The following is a 15,022-nucleotide window of genomic DNA, read 5'->3' as shown; positions in this document are numbered from 1 at the left end:
CTCTTTCTCTCCCCTCACCGCCTCCCCCCCCCCCCGCCCGCCCCCGGCCCCCCGCCCCCCCCCCCCCCCGCGCGCGGCGCCCCCCCCCCCCCCCCCCCCCCCCCCCCCCCCCCCCCCGCCCCTGTGCTGCCGCGTTGCGCCGGACGCGGCGTACTTGAAATCACCTGAAGGGGGTGAAGACCGGCCCGGATCAGCGCTTGAACGCGTCCTTGGCCTTCTCCACCGACTGGCGTCCATCGCCCTTGGCGCGCTGGGCGCGGCCCTCGGCGGTCAGCCGCTCGTTGCCCACCAGACGGCCCGCGGTTTCCTTCGCGGCACCGACGGCCTGGTCGGACTTGGCCTTCGACTTCTTCTCTGCGGTCATGGGGGTCGCACTCCCTGATTCGTTGAGACACAGGCTCTGAGGCGCTGCCTTGACAGAAGATCGCGTGCCCCGGCTTCCGGAGCGAAAACCCCCCGTCGCGGATCGGTCTTCGGCTACCCCGTGAACACGTCCGCCCCCGACCGCTGCCCCCACAGCTCCGCGACGCGCGCAGCCGACGTACCGAAGCCCGTCGGTCCGTGGAGCGGGCCCGCATCGGCCGCCACCACCTCCGGCGCCCCTTGCGAGTGGTGCCGCAGCAGATCCTCCTCCCGGTACCGAAGGCACCCCTCGTGCCAGGTGCGGATCCCGGCCATCCAGTTCTCCAGCTCCCGTGTGTATCCGGCCAGCACTTCCCTGGCCTCCGCGTCCAGCCCGAACTCCGCTGCCAGTCCCGGAAGTTCACTCGCCACCACATGCTGGAACTCGGCCATCCGCGCCTTCATCAGATCGACCACCACGTCCCGAGCCTGCTCCACCGTGCACTGGAGGAAGTGCTGCACCACCAGCACCCCGTTGTGGATCTCGCCCTCGAACTCGATCTCCTTCTGGTACGAGAAGACGTCGTTCATCAGCGCCGCGTAGTCCATCGCCGCCCGCTCCATCGACAGGAACGGCCGTGACCGGTAGATCTCCTGCGGCAGCGTGTTCCCGTGCCCCAGCCGCGACAGGCTCATCGTCAGGTCCGACCCGAAGGTGAACCTCCGCATCTCGATGTAGTCGATCGGATCCGGCACCCGGTCCTGCGCCTGGTTCGCCAGCTCCCACAGCCAGCTCGCCTGCATGTCCTCGACCGTCCGGCGGAACTTCCGCCGCGCCGCCACCTCCATGGGCCCGGCCGTCCGCGCCCACAGATCGGCCAGTCCGCGCTCCAGCGGAGTCACCGCGGTGGGCATCGGCTCGCCGTCCACCGGCATGAACAGGGACAGCCGGTCGTTCGCCGCCTTCGCGCCGGCCAGGTCCAGCGTCCGCCCGTAGAGCGCGGGGAAGAGATCGTCGCCGTACGTCCCCCAGGCCAGCCAGGCCGTGCCGATGTCCAGCTCCGGCAGCGTGGCGTCCGGATGGATGCCCGCCGCGCACAGCGCCAGGTCGTAGTCCCGGATCCTGACCTCGTCCCAGACACCGGAGTGAGGAATTCCGGGAATGCCCTTCAGGATCCCGACCCCGTGCGCCCACTCCACGACGTTCTCTCTGGCCGCTTCCAGATGCGGGCTCAGGGTGGTGGTGAACGGCATGCCCAGATCGGGTACGTCGAGGTGACCGACCTTCTCGAAGCGGTGCACCGCCACGTTCCTCAGTCGCGCGGGGACGCCGACCGAGAGGGCTGCCGACAGCTGGGCGGCGGTGGTGCCCAGCCCGGTCGGGCCCGCGAGCGGGTACGCCGTGACCTCGTGGGCGTCCTCGCCCGCCCCGTTCATGTACCGGCTGGAGCGCAGATGCCACTCGTGGCCGCCGGACTGCCAGTCCTGGAGCCCCTTGACGTACGCCAGCACGTCCAGCCGCTCCTTCGGGCCGACCCCGTACTCGGCGAACAGCGGCTCCAGCTCGGTGAAGAACGTCGTCTCGAACTGCTGGAGCCGCGACGTCAGCAGGTCGTTGACCGCCTCCGCCGCCTCCTGCGTCGGGCACTTCAGGAAGGTCTCCATCACCAGGACGCCGTTGGACAGCTCGCCCTCGTCGAGGATCTCCCGCTCATAGCTGAACAGATCGTTCCGCAGGTGCACCGCGTCCGAGAACGCGTCCCGCAGCACACACATCGGCCGCGACGCGGCGATCCTGGCCGGCACCTCGGCCCCCGCCGCGTACTCCACCAGCCCCGCCGACCACGGCGCGCCACCCACCTTGCGGCGCATCTCGATGTACTCGACGGGGTTGGACACCCGCCCCTCGCTGATGTTCATCAGCTCCCACATCGACTCTTCCAGCAGATGCTCGGTGGCCACCGCGAACCGCCGCCGCCAGTCCTCGGACATGGACGGGCAGGTGCGCGTCCACAGGTCCGCTAGCCCCGCCTCCACCGCGTTCGTCGGCTCCGGCATCGCGGCGCCCGCCTCCACCGGCATGAACGCCGGCAGCCGGTCCAGATAGGCCTTCGCGCCCTGCATGTCGGGGTGCCGCTTGAAGAGCTCCACGAAGTGGTCGTCGAAGAAGAACACCCACACATACCAGTCGGTGACCAGTGCCAACTGCTCGGCCGTGCAGTCGGGATGGGTGTACGCGCACAGCAGCGCGTAGTCATGACTGTCGAAGTCGTGCTCGTCCCAGATCTCCGAGCCCTCGATCATCACCCTCGCGCGCGCCCAGGCCTTGGAGTGCTCCCTCGCATGCTCCAGATGCGGATTCAGCCGGGCCGGATACGGCATGTAGAAATCGGGCAGCTTGAAAGGTTGGGGCATGGTTCCGGGGATCGCCTTCTCTGCTCGGCAGCGTGGACCGCTGGCGTGGGTGGTGCGACGGATGCTTTCTCCTCACGCTAAGCAGGGCGCCCCGGACACGAACCCGGCCCCGGACGATCACCACCGAAGTGGTGAATTCACGCCCGGGGCCGATTAACGATCTTGTACATGGGTCAGGGTGCGACCCGTACGCGAGCGGCGGTTGCTCAGCGCTCCCGCACCCACACCACCTTCAGCTTCGGCGAGGTCAGGATGTCCCGCTCGCAGAAACGTGAGGTCACCCACTTCTCGCCCGAGTACAGCTCGGTCTGGTCGCGGTAGTGCGGCGAGCCGGGGTTCGACGACTGGCTGTACGTCAGCAGGGTCTTCGCCACCGGGCAGCGCCCGCCGTCCCAGCCGACCGCCTGGATGTAGCTCGACCCGGTGGTCACCTCGGAGTAACCGCCGGCCGCCGCGTTCCACACCGGCTCGACCTTGTTCCAGACACCCAGCGACTCGGTGCCGCCGTGGATCGGGATGCGCTTGCCGCCCCGTACCACGAACTGGTTCTCACCCAGCGGGGCGTCCAGTGCGATCCCCGCCCCCTTCAACTCGGCGACCGCCGCACTCAGCGACGCGGCGACCCCGGGCGCGGCGGTGTTCAGGACGTTCGGGGTGCGCACCGGATCGGCCGCGCTGAACGGCACCTTCCACAACTGGTCCGCCGGAACCGCCGCGACCAGTTTGCGCCAGAACCGGTCGAAGAGCAGCGCGCCCCGGCTGCCGGTGTCCATCTTGCGGTCCCACCCCGCCAACACGGCGCATGCGGCGGCGAGTTCACCGGTGGAGCAGGACTTCAGCAGCTCCGGCAGGACCCGGTCGGCGGCCGGGGCCCGGTTCGCGAACTGCTGCTTCTGGAGGTCGCCGACCGTCAGTCGCCCCTTCGCGGCCATCGCCGACACGTCCTCGATCGCACCACGGGTACGCATCGAGCGCGGGGTCCCGATGGTGCCGAAGACCCGCTCGTAGCCGGTGACCGGCCGGTCCGTATTGGCCAGCCAGGCACTGTCGTTGGAGTTCTCGGCGTACGGGGCGTTCTTCAGCGTCGGCATCTTCGACGGGCCGAAGATCCCCGGCTCCACCGCGTCCTTGTCCCGGCCCAGGGTGCAGTCCCCGCGCGCACCGTCCAGGATCGCCATCCCCGCCGACGGGTAGGTGACCTTGCCCATCGGCGTCGAGCAGCGCTGGACCAGCTCGTCGGTGAGGCGCGGCAGCACCTGCGACTGGGTGAAGAGCGAACCGCCCGAGGAGTCCGCGGCGATCGTGTTCACCCACGGCAGACCCTGCGAGCGGCGCAGTGCGTCCTGGATCCCCGAGACGCTCCCCGCCTTGCTGAAGCCGAGCGCGGTGTCGCCCGCGCGCAGGTTGGTGGCATTGGGGTCGTTCAGGGCGTACGCCGTCGTCGCGGTCCACGGCAGCGGCAGCTGGGCGCCGAGACCGGTGACGACCGGCCCGTACCGGGTCCACCACTGGGTACGGGTGACGTTCTCGGCGCCCTTGACCTGGACGGTCACCGTGCGCTTGGTCATCCGCTCCCGCTTGCCGTCGACCAGGTACGCCGTCGGGTCGGCCGGGTCGAGGGTCAGCTGGTGGAGGTTCATGGGGACGCCGGTGGCCACCGTGTGGGACCAGGCGACCTTGGCGTTGTGGCCGATCGACACCGTCGCCGCGCCCAGCAACGAGCCGCCGATCACATTGAGTTCACCGGGAACGGTCTGCTGCGACTGCCAGAAGCGGCGCCCGCCGGACCACGGGTAGTGCGGATTGCCGAGCAGCAGCCCGCGCCCGTTCGCCGTCGCCCTCCCGCTGAACGCGACGGCGTTGGAACCCATCGCGGCGTCCGAGGTGTCGAAGAGCTCCCTGGCGGCCTCGCCCGGATCCTTGGCGGGTGCCGCGGTGCGGGGCGCTGCCGCGCCCGGCGGCTGGGCGGCCGTGATGCCGTCCACCCCGCGTCCCTGCCCGCCGAGCACCGCGAACGCGTAGCTCAGCGCGTGGATGTCCTCGACGGCGGCCGGACGTACCCACGCCGCGCCCTTGCACGCCGGGTCGCTCACCCGGTTCTGCTTCAGCCAGGCGTTGTAACCGGCCACGAAGCCGCGCATCAATTCCCTGACCTGCCGGGTCGGGCCCACCGGAGCGGGCCGCGCCATCAGCTTGGCGACCGTGCCGCTGTCCCGCACGCCCCGGAAGTAGAGGTCGCTGGCCAGGTTGGTGGAAGCGGAGGACAGTGAACCGTCCGGCCTGCCCTCCGCGCCGAAGTACCGCGACCGTTCCCCGCGTACGGTCGCGAAGCCCTCGGCCAGGGTGCACGCCTGGTCGTTCGCCTGCGCCCAGCCGTTGCCGAACCCGAGGTTCGCGTAGTCCTTGGCGAGGATGTGCGGAATGCCGTACTCGGTGTACCTGATCACGGCCGAAAGACCGCCGTGCGAAGGGCGTTTCTCGTCCCCGCGCGGATCGGCGGAAGCCGCGGGCGCGAGCGTGCTCGCCGCCGTGAGCAGGGCCAACGAGGCGAGGGCGAAGGTTCTCGTACGGGTACGGAGGGACAAAATGCCTCCCAACAGGGCGTCACAACAAGGTAGTTGTGAGGGGGTGCCGGATGTCACGTGCCACTCAGTCATTACCGTCGGGTACCTGTCAACATCCCGGCCGGTATGTCATCCGGCCGCTTCACTCTTGACCCGGCCCACCGCCGCCCGCAGGATCACGCCATGACGACATCAGGACCGGCGCACTCGGACTTCCTCGACAGCACTGTCGACGGCCTGCTGCGACGCACCGCCCGGCGCGTCCCGGACCGCACCGCCCTCCACTACCGGGACCGCACCTGGACCTACGCGGAACTCGACGCGGCGGTCTCCACCGCGGCCGCCCTGCTGCGCGGTGACCGGGGCCTGGCCGAGGGCGACCGGGTCGCCACCTACGGCCACAACTCCGACACGTACCTCATCGCCTACCTCGCCTGCGCCCGCGCCGGCCTGATCCACGTCCCGGTCAACCAGAACCTCACCGGCCCCGACCTCGCCCACATCCTGGGCCAGTCCGGCGCAGCCCTGGTCCTCGCCGACCCGGACCTCGCCGACCGCGTCCCGGACGGCTTCGCCACCCTCCCGCTGCGCGACGCCCCCGGCGCACTCCTGGAGGCACTGGCCACCCCGACGGCGTACGACCGCGACGCCCGCGACCCCCGCGAGCCCGTCCAGCTGCTCTACACCTCCGGCACCACCGCCGACCCCAAGGGTGCGATCATGACGCACCGCGCCCTGGTGCACGAATACGCCAGCGCCATCGAGGCGCTGGACCTCGCCGAGACCGACCGGCCGGTCCACGCGCTGCCGCTCTACCACTCCGCGCAGATGCACGTCTTCCTGCTGCCCTACCTCGCGGCCGGCGCGACCAGCACCCTCCTCGACGGGCCCGACGCCGTCACCCTCTTCGACCTGGTGGAGGCGGACCGCGCCGACGGCTTCTTCGCGCCGCCGACCGTGTGGATCGCGCTGGCCAACCACCCCGAGTTCGAGAAGCGCCGGCTGGGCGGACTGCGCAAGGCGTTCTACGGCGCCTCGATCATGCCGGTACCCGTGCTGGAACGGCTCCGCGCCCACCTGCCCGGCCTCGCCTTCTACAACTGCTTCGGCCAGAGCGAGATCGGACCGCTCGCCACCGTGCTGCGCCCCGAGGAGCACGAGGGCCGGATGGACTCCTGCGGCAGGCCGGTGCGGCACGTCGAGGCACGGGTCGTCGACGAGGTCGGGCGGGACGTCCCGGACGGCACCTCGGGTGAGATCGTCTACCGATCGCCCCAGCTGTGCGAGGGCTACTGGGGTCTCGGCGAGGCAGGGGCCTTCCGGGACGGCTGGTTCCGCTCCGGCGACATGGCGGTGCGCGACAGCGAGGGGTACTTCACCATCGTCGACCGGGTGAAGGACGTCATCAACTCCGGGGGAGTGCTGGTCGCCTCCCGCAAGGTCGAGGACGCCCTCTACACCCACCCCTCCGTCGCCGAGGCCGCCGTCGTCGGACTGCCCGACCCGCACTGGATCGAAGCGGTCACCGCGATCGTCGTGCCGCGCGCGGGACAGCAGGTCACCGAGGCGGAACTCATGGCGTACGCACGCGAGAAGCTCGCCCACTTCCAGGCACCCAAGCGGATCCTGTTCGTGGACGAGCTGCCGCGCAACGCCAGCGGGAAGATCCTCAAGCGGGAGCTGCGGGACCGCTTCCAGGAGAGGGCGCAGTGAGCCCGGCGACGCTCACTCGTGCCGCCGGTCCACGATCCGCTTGAACTTGCCCACCGAGCGCTCCAGCGTCTCCGGATCCACCACCTCGACGCTCACCGTGACCCCGATGCCGTCCTTGACCCCGGCCGCGACCGCCGACGCGGCGGCCTCCCGCTGCCCGGTACTCGTGCCGGCCCGCGCCTCGACCCGTACGGTCAGACAGTCCAGTCGGCCGTCACGTGTCAACAGCAGCTGGAAATGCGGCGACAGCGCCGGTGTGCGCAGCACGATCTCCTCGACCTGGGTGGGGAAGAGGTTCACCCCGCGGACGATGAGGAGATCGTCGCTGCGCCCGGTGATCCGCTCCATCCGGCGGAAGTTCCGTGCCGTGCCCGGCATCAGGCGCGTCAGATCCCGGGTGCGGTACCGGATCACCGGCATCGCCTCCTTGGTGAGCGAGGTGAAGACCAGTTCCCCCTCCTCGCCTTCCGGCAGGAGTTCGCCGGTGATCGGATCGACGACCTCCGGATAGAAGTGGTCCTCCCAGATGTGCAGCCCGTCCTTGGTCTCCACGCACTCCTGGGCCACGCCGGGACCGATCACCTCGGACAGTCCGTATATGTCCACCGCGTCGATCGCGAAGCGCTCCTCGATCTCCCGCCGCATCTCCTGGGTCCACGGCTCCGCCCCGAAGATGCCGACCTTGAGGGAGGTCGTCCGGGGGTCGATGCCCTGCCGCTCGAACTCGTCGAGCAGGGTCAGCATGTACGTCGGCGTCACCATGATGATCTCGGGCTCGAAGTCCCGGATCAGCTGGACCTGGCGCACGGTCATCCCGCCGGACGCCGGGATGACCGTGCAGCCGAGCCGCTCGGCGCCGTAGTGCGCGCCGAGCCCGCCGGTGAACAGGCCGTACCCGTACGCCACATGGATCTTGTGGCCGGGACGCCCGCCCGCGGCGCGGATCGAACGGGCCACCACGTCGGCCCACATCGACAGATCGTTCTCGGTGTAGCCGACCACCGTCGGGCGCCCCGTGGTGCCGCTGGAGGCATGGACCCGGCGGATGTCCTCCTGCGGGACGGCGAACATCCCGAAGGGGTAGTTCTCCCGCAGATCGGCCTTGGTGGTGAACGGGAACTTCGCGAGATCGCCGAGCGAACGGCAGTCCTCGGGAGTCAGCCCCGCCTTGTCGAAGGCCGCCCGGTAGTGCGGCACATGGGCGTAGGCCTGACGCAGACTGCTCTGCAATCGCTCCAGTTGCATGACCCGGAGCTCCTCGCGGCTGAGCCGCTCCGCCGCGTCGAGCAGTGCCGTCATGGTCGCTCTCCCGTTCCTCGCACCCTTGTGGCCGCACCGCTCGTGCAGCCCAAAGCGGACTACCGATCATTCGGTCGATCTCCGCCAGGGGTCAGTAATTCAGGGTGCGAGGGTTCCTGACAAGGGGTTGTACGGGGTCGGCCGGCGTCCTTTCGGGTGTGCCCCCGACCTCGCGGGACGAACTTCCGCAAAGTATGGGGTATCGCTTCATCAAGGAAGAACCGGATCGAAGACGAGGACGTCCCCATGCAGCGTGGGATCCGCAGGACCGCACTGTCCGTGATGGTCACGGTGACCGGATCGGTGGTGCTGGCGGCATGCACCGGTGACGACAAGGCCGCCCCGGCCGTCACCACCACCGTGACCGCTCCCGCCCCGACCGTCACGGTGACCGCGACGCCCACCGCTCCGGCGCCCGCACCGACCACGGCCCCGCCCACCGCGCCCGCGCGGCCGCAGGCCTCCGGCCGGCCCACCGTCGAGCTGACCGGGGACGACGCCGCCGCGGCCAGGGAACTGGTCCGGCTGAAGAAGACCGGCTGGTGGAACCCGGACAAGATCGAGTACTCGGACGACGCGGTGACCACCCTCCAGCAGTTCGACAGATGGCTGAGCAAGGGGTACATCGCACCGGGCGGCGGCTGGACCCCGGCGGGCGTCGCGGCGGTCGAGGCGGCCAACGAGAGCGGTGAGGAGATGTAGCGCCCACAGCTGCCGAAATGGGGCGTGCGTTCGGGGCGTTCACCTGTTTGGATGAGGCCATGCCGATCTTCAGCGCCCCCGACGGAACCCGCCTCGCCTACCACTCGGTGGGCGAGGGGGAGCCGCTGATCTGTTTGCCCGGCGGTGCGATGAGCGCCTCCGCCTACCTCGGAGACCTGGGCGGACTCGACGGCCACCGGCAGCTCGTCCTGCTGGACCTGCGCGGCACCGGCGACTCCGAGACCCCGGCCGACCCGGCGACGTACCACTGCGGACAGCAGGTCGCGGACGTCGAGGCGCTGCGCGAGCACCTCGGACTGGACCGGATCGACCTGCTCGCCCACTCGGCGGGCGGCAACCTGGCCCTGCGGTACGCCGCCGCCCACCCGCAACGGGTCCGCCGGCTGGCGCTGATCACCCCGACCGCCTGGGAGGCGGGCGTGCCGGTCACGGCCGACGACCGGCTCGCGGCGGCCCGGCTGCGCAACGGGGAGTCCTGGTTCGAAGAGGCGTACGCCGCCTACGAGGCGGCCCTCGCCGGCCGGCCCGCCGCCGCCTCGTACGACGCCTTCTCCTACGGCCGCTGGGACGAGGCGGCGCAGGCGCACGCGGCGGCGAGTCCCGGCCGGATCAACGCGGTTGCCGCCGCCCGCTACATCGACCCCGAGCGCATCGACGCGACGGCCGTCCGCACCCGGCTGGCCGCGCTCGACGCACCGGTCCTGGTCCTCGCCGGTGGACTCGACGGGGTGCCCGACCCTTCGAAGGCCGCCGAGATCGCCGGGCTCTTCCCGCACGGCGAGGTCGCCGTCCAGCCCGGCGGCGGCCACTTCCCCTGGCTCGACGACCCCGGCGGTTTCGTCCGTACGGTCGCCGCCTTCCTCGACCCCTCGGTGCACAGCACGCGCCTGCCCGGCGGAAACCGTGTGGCGTACCGCGCCTGGGGAGACCCCGAGGCCCCGCCCGTGGTCCTGTTGCACGGCCGGGGCGCCACCGGCGCCGACTGGACCCCCATCGCCGAAGCACTGGCCGCGACCCGCCGGGTCTACGCCCCCGACTCCCGGGGGCACGGCCTCAGCGACTGGCCCGGCGACTACACGTACGGCAGGCTCGCCCAGGACGCACGGGAACTCCTCGACGCTCTGGGCCTCGACCGGGTCGACCTGATCGGCCACTCGATGGGCGGCTGCGTCGCCTACCAGGTGGCGTCGGCCCTGCCGGGGCGCGTGGCGAAGCTGGTTCTGGAGGATCCGCTGCCGCCGTTCCCGGTGGTACCGCCCCGTCCGCCCGTCGAGCGGCCGGGTCCGGAGGAGGAGCGTGCGCTCGGCATCGACTGGGAGGTGCTGGTGGACACCGACGAGGGTGCCAACCATCCCGATCCGGCGTGGCTCTCGGGGCTGGCGGCGATCACCGCGCCCGCCCTGCTGTTCTCGGGCGGTGCGCAGAGCTTCCTGGCCGAGGCGGACGTACGGCGGCTCGGCGGGCTCATTCCCGGCGCGAGGACGGTGACGATGCCCGTGGGGCATCTGATCCACCGCAACGATCCCGAAGGATTCCTGGCGGAGCTGAAGGGCTTCGGTATTTACTGACGCAGTGTCTAGTAGTGCGGCGTGCTCAGAAGCACGGCCCTGTGCTGACTCTCCCGTCCGACTTCTCTTCCTGGAGGCCCACGTTGACCGCGAACGACCGTCCCGCCCGGCTGCTTGTCGGCCTGCTCGCCGGTGCCGGTGCCGCCCATGTGGTGGCGCCGAAGCTCTTCGACGACATGGTTCCGGAGTTCCTGCCCGGCCGACAGCGCACCTGGACACACGCGAGCGGTGTCGCCGAACTGCTCCTGGCCGCCGCCATCGCGGTACCGCAGACGAGGAAGGCCGGCGCACTGGCGGCGGCCGGATTCTTCGCGGGAATCCTCCCCGCGCACTTCAAGATGGCCTACGACTGGCGCGACAAGCCGGCACCGCTGAAGGCCGGCGCCTACGCCCGCATCCCGCTCCAGGTCCCGCTGGTGCTCTGGGCGGTCAAGGTGGGGCGCGATGCCGGACGCTGAAGTGCCTTCGGCCTGAGGTGCCCCTGCCCTGAACTGTCTCTGAAACAGCGGCGGTTCAGTGGCGACGGCGCCGCTTGGTGGTCGTCTTGCGCCAGCCGAAGGGGCCGGGGAGGTCCATCGAGGTGGTGCGGCGGCCGGTGCTGCTGTGGGTGTGACGCGGGCCGTGACTGCCGCCACCCGTGGTGATCGACCACGAGTGGCGGTTGATGTTCAGCCGTACGCCCGGCAGGATCCGGAAGCTCTTGCGGAAGGTGAGCGGCATCGTCTTCCTCCGTGGGTGTCCGTGGGTGTCGCCGTGGCTGTCGCGTCCGATGCCGTACGTGTTGCCCGGATCCGGCGGGTCAATGCGCGGCGGGCGCCCTCGGATGTCCCGGACGACGCGCACATCGGCGGGGGTGGGTGGGGCCAACACGGTGCGGACCGTGGCGTACGCCGATGCCCCGGCGCGCACGGTGCGGGGCGCGCTGTCGGCCGGGGTTCCGGGCGGGCCGCGCCGTCCAGGTTGCCGAAGGTCCGGCGGGAGCGGCGCGCGCTCTGTCACCGGCCCGTGAGACATTGCCGGTCGGGTTTGGGCCCGGCTGTCATGACGTCCGACCCGGCCGACGTAACGTCTGACCCGTGGCCCTCTTCCGTATCGCAGACCGCACCCCGCTCGCCCCGGCCGAAGCCTGGCGCCGACTTACCGCCTGGGAACGGCACGCCGCCCAAATCCCCCTCACCCGCATCACCGTCACCCATGGGAACCCGACCCGGCAGGGCACCCGTCTGGTGGCCCGCACCGGGATCGGACGCCTCGGGTTCGACGACCCGATGGAGGTGACCGTCTGGGAACCGCCGTACCACTGCCGGCTGGAGAAACACGGCCGGGTGGTGACCGGGTGGGCCGAGATCGACGTACGGGAGGAGCCGGACGGCGGCAGTGGGGCCCGGGTGCTGTGGACCGAGGACCTGCGTCTGCGCGGGCTGCCACGGGTGTGCGATCCGCTGCTGGCCCGCGCGGGGAAGGTGGTTTTCGGGCGGGCGATGCGGGCGATGCTGAGGTCGCCGGGAGAGCGCTGAGAGGCCTTGCACGCGCGGGTGCGGCAGCCGCGGACGGACCGCGGCCGACCGCTCACCCGCGCGCTCAGTCCCCCTGCGCGGCGGTGGACTTCGCCCACCGGTAGTCCGCCTTGCCGCTGGGTGAACGCCGGATCGCGTCCGTGATCACCAGCTTCCGGGGGATCTTGTAACCGGCGAGCCGGGTCCGGCAGTGCTCCTGAATGGCTGTCAGATCCGGTACGCCGGCGCCCTCGCGCAGCTGCACCACGGCCGCCACCCGGTTGCCCCACTTGGCGTCCGGCACCCCGGCCACCAGCGCGTCGTACACATCCGGATGGGACTTCAGCGCCTGCTCCACCTCCTCCGGATAGACCTTCTCGCCACCGGTGTTGATGCACTGCGAGCCGCGCCCCAGGACGGTGACGATGCCCTCGGTGTCCACGGTCGCCATGTCGCCGAGCAGTACCCAGCGCTCGCCGTCCCGCTGGAAGAAGGTCTCGGCGGTTTTCTTGGCGTCGTTGTAGTAGCCGAGCGGTACATGGCCGCGCTGGGCGAGCCGGCCCACTTCGCCGACCGGGACCGGGGCACAGGTCGCCGGATCGACCACCAGCGTCCGCTCGTTGACCTCCAGCCGGAAGCCCTTCTCCGGGCCCGAGTCGGCCGTCGCCCGGCCGTTGGAACCCGACTCCGAGGAACCGAAGTTGTTCAGCAGCAGCACATGGGGAACCAGCGCTTGGAACTGCTCCCGCACCGTGTCCGACATGATCGCCCCCGACGAGGAGACGCTGAACAGCGACGAGAGATCGGTGCCCCTGAGCGGCCCGTGCAGCGCGTCGACCAGTGGCCGAAGCATCGCGTCGCCCACCAGGGAGACGCTGGACACCTTCTCCTTCTCGATCGTCCGCAGCACCTCCTCGGGCGCGTACTTGCGGTGAATCACCACGCGCTGCCCGTAGTTGAAGGCGATGAACGAGGTCAGCGTGGAGGTGCCGTGCATCAGTGGGGGAGTGGGGAAGAAGGTCAGCCCGGCGCCGCCCGCCGCCACCCGCTCGGCCAGCTCCTCGGGCCGCTTCACCGGCTCGCCGGTCGGCTCACCGCCGAACAACCCCGCGAAGAACAAGTCCTCCTGACGCCACATCACCCCCTTGGGCATGCCCGTCGTGCCACCGGTGTAGATGATGAACAGGTCGTCGGGGGAGCGCGGCCCGAAGCCCCGCACCGAAGACGCCCCCTCCTGCGCCTCGTTGAAACCGACACAGTCCAGCGGCGGTGCGTCCGCGGGCGGATTCCCGACCCGGACCAGGTGCCGCAGCTTCTCCGTCTGCGGCAGCGCGGCCGCCACCCGCTCGGTGAACTCGGCGTCGAAGACCAGCGCGGCCAGGTCGGCGTCCCGGTAGAGGTAGACCAACTCCTCTTCGACGTAACGGTAGTTGACGTTCACCGGCACGATGCGGGCCTTCAGGCAGCCGAGCACCGTCTGGAGGTACTCGATGCCGTTGTAGAGGTGCAGTCCCAGGTGCTCGCCGGGCTTCAGCCCCGCGTCGATCAGATGGTGGGCGACCCGATTGGCGGCGGCGTCGAGCTCGGCATAGGTGAGGCGCCGCTCCGCGCCCGTGCCGGGGTGGTCGATGTACACGAGTGCCTCGCGGTCGGCGACCACGTCGACAACCGACTCGAACAGGTCGGCAAGGTTGTACTCCACCGCTCCTCCTGAACCCCGGGTGACCGCACCCCAGTTGATGCGCCGTGTGTGATGTGTCGGCCATCACAGCAAAGGCCGCTTCAAGTGGGAAGGGTGCGCACCGAAGAAATCTGACTGACTGTCAGAAAACTCTTGAAGTGCGAAGTGCTCTGCTGCAACCTGTTCCAGATCCGACGGCAGGTCCGACGGCAGGTCCGACAACGGGGCGGCAGTCCCACTGCGGGCGGCAGGTCCCACAACGGGAGGACGGTCATGGCGGCTGGCACGGAACACCTGGGCGTACGGCGCGAGGGCGCCACGCTGGTGCTCACCCTGAACAGGCCGGAGGCGAAGAACGCGCTCTCGCTTCCCATGCTGGTAGGCCTCTACGACGGCTGGCTGGAGGCCGACGCGGACGAATCGGTCCGCTCGATCGTGCTGACCGGCGCGGGCGGCAGCTTCTGCGCGGGCATGGACCTCAAGGCGCTGGCCGGCACCCGCGGCATGGGGGGCGACGACGACGCGTACCGCGCCCGGATGAAGGCCGACCCCGATCTGCACTGGAAGGCCATGCTCCGCCACCACCGCCCCCGCAAGCCGGTGATCGCGGCCGTGGAGGGCTACTGCGTGGCCGGCGGCACCGAGATCCTCCAGGGCACCGACATCCGCGTCGCGGGGGAGTCGGCCACCTTCGGTCTCTTCGAGGTACGCCGCGGACTCTTCCCCATCGGCGGCTCCACGGTCCGGCTGCCCCGGCAGATCGCCCGTACCCACGCCCTGGAAATGCTGCTGACCGGCCGCCCGTACGACGCCCGGGAGGCGGCCCGGATCGGCCTGATCGGCCATGTGGTGCCGGACGGCACCGCGCTCGACAAGGCCCTGGAGATCGCCGAACGGGTCAACGCGTGCGGGCCGTTGGCGGTGGAAGCGGTCAAGGCGTCCGTGTACGAGGCCGCCGAGCTGACCGAGGAGGAGGGGCTGGCCGCGGAGCTGAAGAGGGGGTGGCCGGTCTTCGACACGGCCGATGCCAAGGAGGGCGCGCGGGCCTTCGCGGAGAAACGGGACCCGGAGTACCGGCGGGCGTAGCCGCACCGCCGAGCGGGCGCGACCGTACCGCCGGACAACGCCCCTTCAGGGCCGCGATGCCGTGTCGTGCCACGGTTCCGCCGCGCGGGTGCGAGCCCTTGTCACCGGCCCGCCCCTCATCCCGCCCCTTCCACC

At 70.7% G+C, this 15,022-nt stretch carries 12 protein-coding genes; 6 read left to right on the top strand and 6 right to left on the bottom strand.

The genetic code is table 11. The annotated features are described in order from the left end of the window. Positions 1 to 190: 190 nt before the first annotated feature. The 3 genes from ACIA73_RS17910 to ACIA73_RS17900 form a co-directional block, all read right to left on the bottom strand. The gene (locus ACIA73_RS17910) at positions 191 to 364 is read right to left on the bottom strand and encodes a CsbD family protein (RefSeq protein ID WP_399439488.1); all 174 of its coding nucleotides are present in this window, start codon (positions 362 to 364) and stop codon (positions 191 to 193) included. 113 nt (positions 365 to 477) lie between these two features. Further along, on the bottom strand, positions 478 to 2,757 hold the full coding sequence (locus ACIA73_RS17905; RefSeq protein WP_399439487.1) for a germacradienol/geosmin synthase: 2,280 nt from the start codon (positions 2,755 to 2,757) through the stop codon (positions 478 to 480). 206 nt (positions 2,758 to 2,963) lie between these two features. Further along, the gene (locus ACIA73_RS17900; RefSeq protein ID WP_399439486.1) at positions 2,964 to 5,342 is read right to left on the bottom strand and encodes a penicillin acylase family protein; all 2,379 of its coding nucleotides are present in this window, start codon (positions 5,340 to 5,342) and stop codon (positions 2,964 to 2,966) included. A gap of 162 nt (positions 5,343 to 5,504) precedes the next feature. Between ACIA73_RS17900 and ACIA73_RS17895 the strand changes: the two genes are divergently transcribed. Continuing rightward, positions 5,505 to 7,034, top strand: a complete 1,530-nt coding sequence (locus ACIA73_RS17895) for a fatty acyl-CoA synthetase (RefSeq protein ID WP_399439485.1) — start codon at positions 5,505 to 5,507, stop codon at positions 7,032 to 7,034. A gap of 12 nt (positions 7,035 to 7,046) precedes the next feature. Here ACIA73_RS17895 and paaK read toward each other — a convergent pair whose 3' ends face one another. Then, the gene (gene paaK / locus ACIA73_RS17890; RefSeq protein ID WP_399439484.1) at positions 7,047 to 8,333 is read right to left on the bottom strand and encodes a phenylacetate--CoA ligase PaaK; all 1,287 of its coding nucleotides are present in this window, start codon (positions 8,331 to 8,333) and stop codon (positions 7,047 to 7,049) included. Between the two features lie 246 nt (positions 8,334 to 8,579). Here paaK and ACIA73_RS17885 point away from each other — a divergent pair, with 246 nt between their 5' ends. From ACIA73_RS17885 to ACIA73_RS17875, 3 genes are all read left to right on the top strand, one after another. After that, on the top strand, positions 8,580 to 9,035 hold the full coding sequence (locus tag ACIA73_RS17885) for a hypothetical protein (protein WP_399439483.1): 456 nt from the start codon (positions 8,580 to 8,582) through the stop codon (positions 9,033 to 9,035). 59 nt (positions 9,036 to 9,094) lie between these two features. After that, a complete protein-coding gene (locus tag ACIA73_RS17880; RefSeq protein WP_399439481.1) occupies positions 9,095 to 10,624 on the top strand; it encodes an alpha/beta fold hydrolase in 1,530 nt (509 codons plus the stop codon). Positions 10,625 to 10,707: 83 nt separating this feature from the next. Next, positions 10,708 to 11,082 (top strand): hypothetical protein, encoded by a 375-nt coding sequence (locus tag ACIA73_RS17875; protein ID WP_399439480.1) that lies wholly within the window; start codon positions 10,708 to 10,710, stop codon positions 11,080 to 11,082. Positions 11,083 to 11,137: 55 nt separating this feature from the next. On the opposite strand, the gene ACIA73_RS17870 is transcribed toward ACIA73_RS17875, so the two are convergent. After that, the gene (locus ACIA73_RS17870; RefSeq protein ID WP_399439788.1) at positions 11,138 to 11,344 is read right to left on the bottom strand and encodes a DUF4236 domain-containing protein; all 207 of its coding nucleotides are present in this window, start codon (positions 11,342 to 11,344) and stop codon (positions 11,138 to 11,140) included. A 356-nt stretch (positions 11,345 to 11,700) separates the two neighbouring features. On the opposite strand from ACIA73_RS17870, the gene ACIA73_RS17865 reads away from it, so the two are divergent. Then, positions 11,701 to 12,141 carry an SRPBCC family protein gene (locus ACIA73_RS17865; RefSeq protein WP_399439479.1) on the top strand — a complete coding sequence of 147 codons (441 nt, stop codon included), beginning with the start codon at positions 11,701 to 11,703 and terminating at the stop codon, positions 12,139 to 12,141. Positions 12,142 to 12,205: 64 nt separating this feature from the next. Here ACIA73_RS17865 and ACIA73_RS17860 read toward each other — a convergent pair whose 3' ends face one another. Beyond that, the gene (locus tag ACIA73_RS17860; protein ID WP_399439478.1) at positions 12,206 to 13,822 is read right to left on the bottom strand and encodes an acyl-CoA synthetase; all 1,617 of its coding nucleotides are present in this window, start codon (positions 13,820 to 13,822) and stop codon (positions 12,206 to 12,208) included. Positions 13,823 to 14,074: 252 nt separating this feature from the next. Between ACIA73_RS17860 and ACIA73_RS17855 the strand changes: the two genes are divergently transcribed. Next, positions 14,075 to 14,887 carry a crotonase/enoyl-CoA hydratase family protein gene (locus ACIA73_RS17855; RefSeq protein WP_399439477.1) on the top strand — a complete coding sequence of 271 codons (813 nt, stop codon included), beginning with the start codon at positions 14,075 to 14,077 and terminating at the stop codon, positions 14,885 to 14,887. The last annotated feature ends 135 nt before the right edge of the window (positions 14,888 to 15,022 follow it).

The sequence above is a fragment of the Streptomyces sp. NPDC051561 genome (assembly GCF_044454195.1).
Lineage (GTDB): Bacteria > Actinomycetota > Actinomycetes > Streptomycetales > Streptomycetaceae > Streptomyces.
This window is presented reverse-complemented; position numbering and strand designations above follow the sequence as displayed.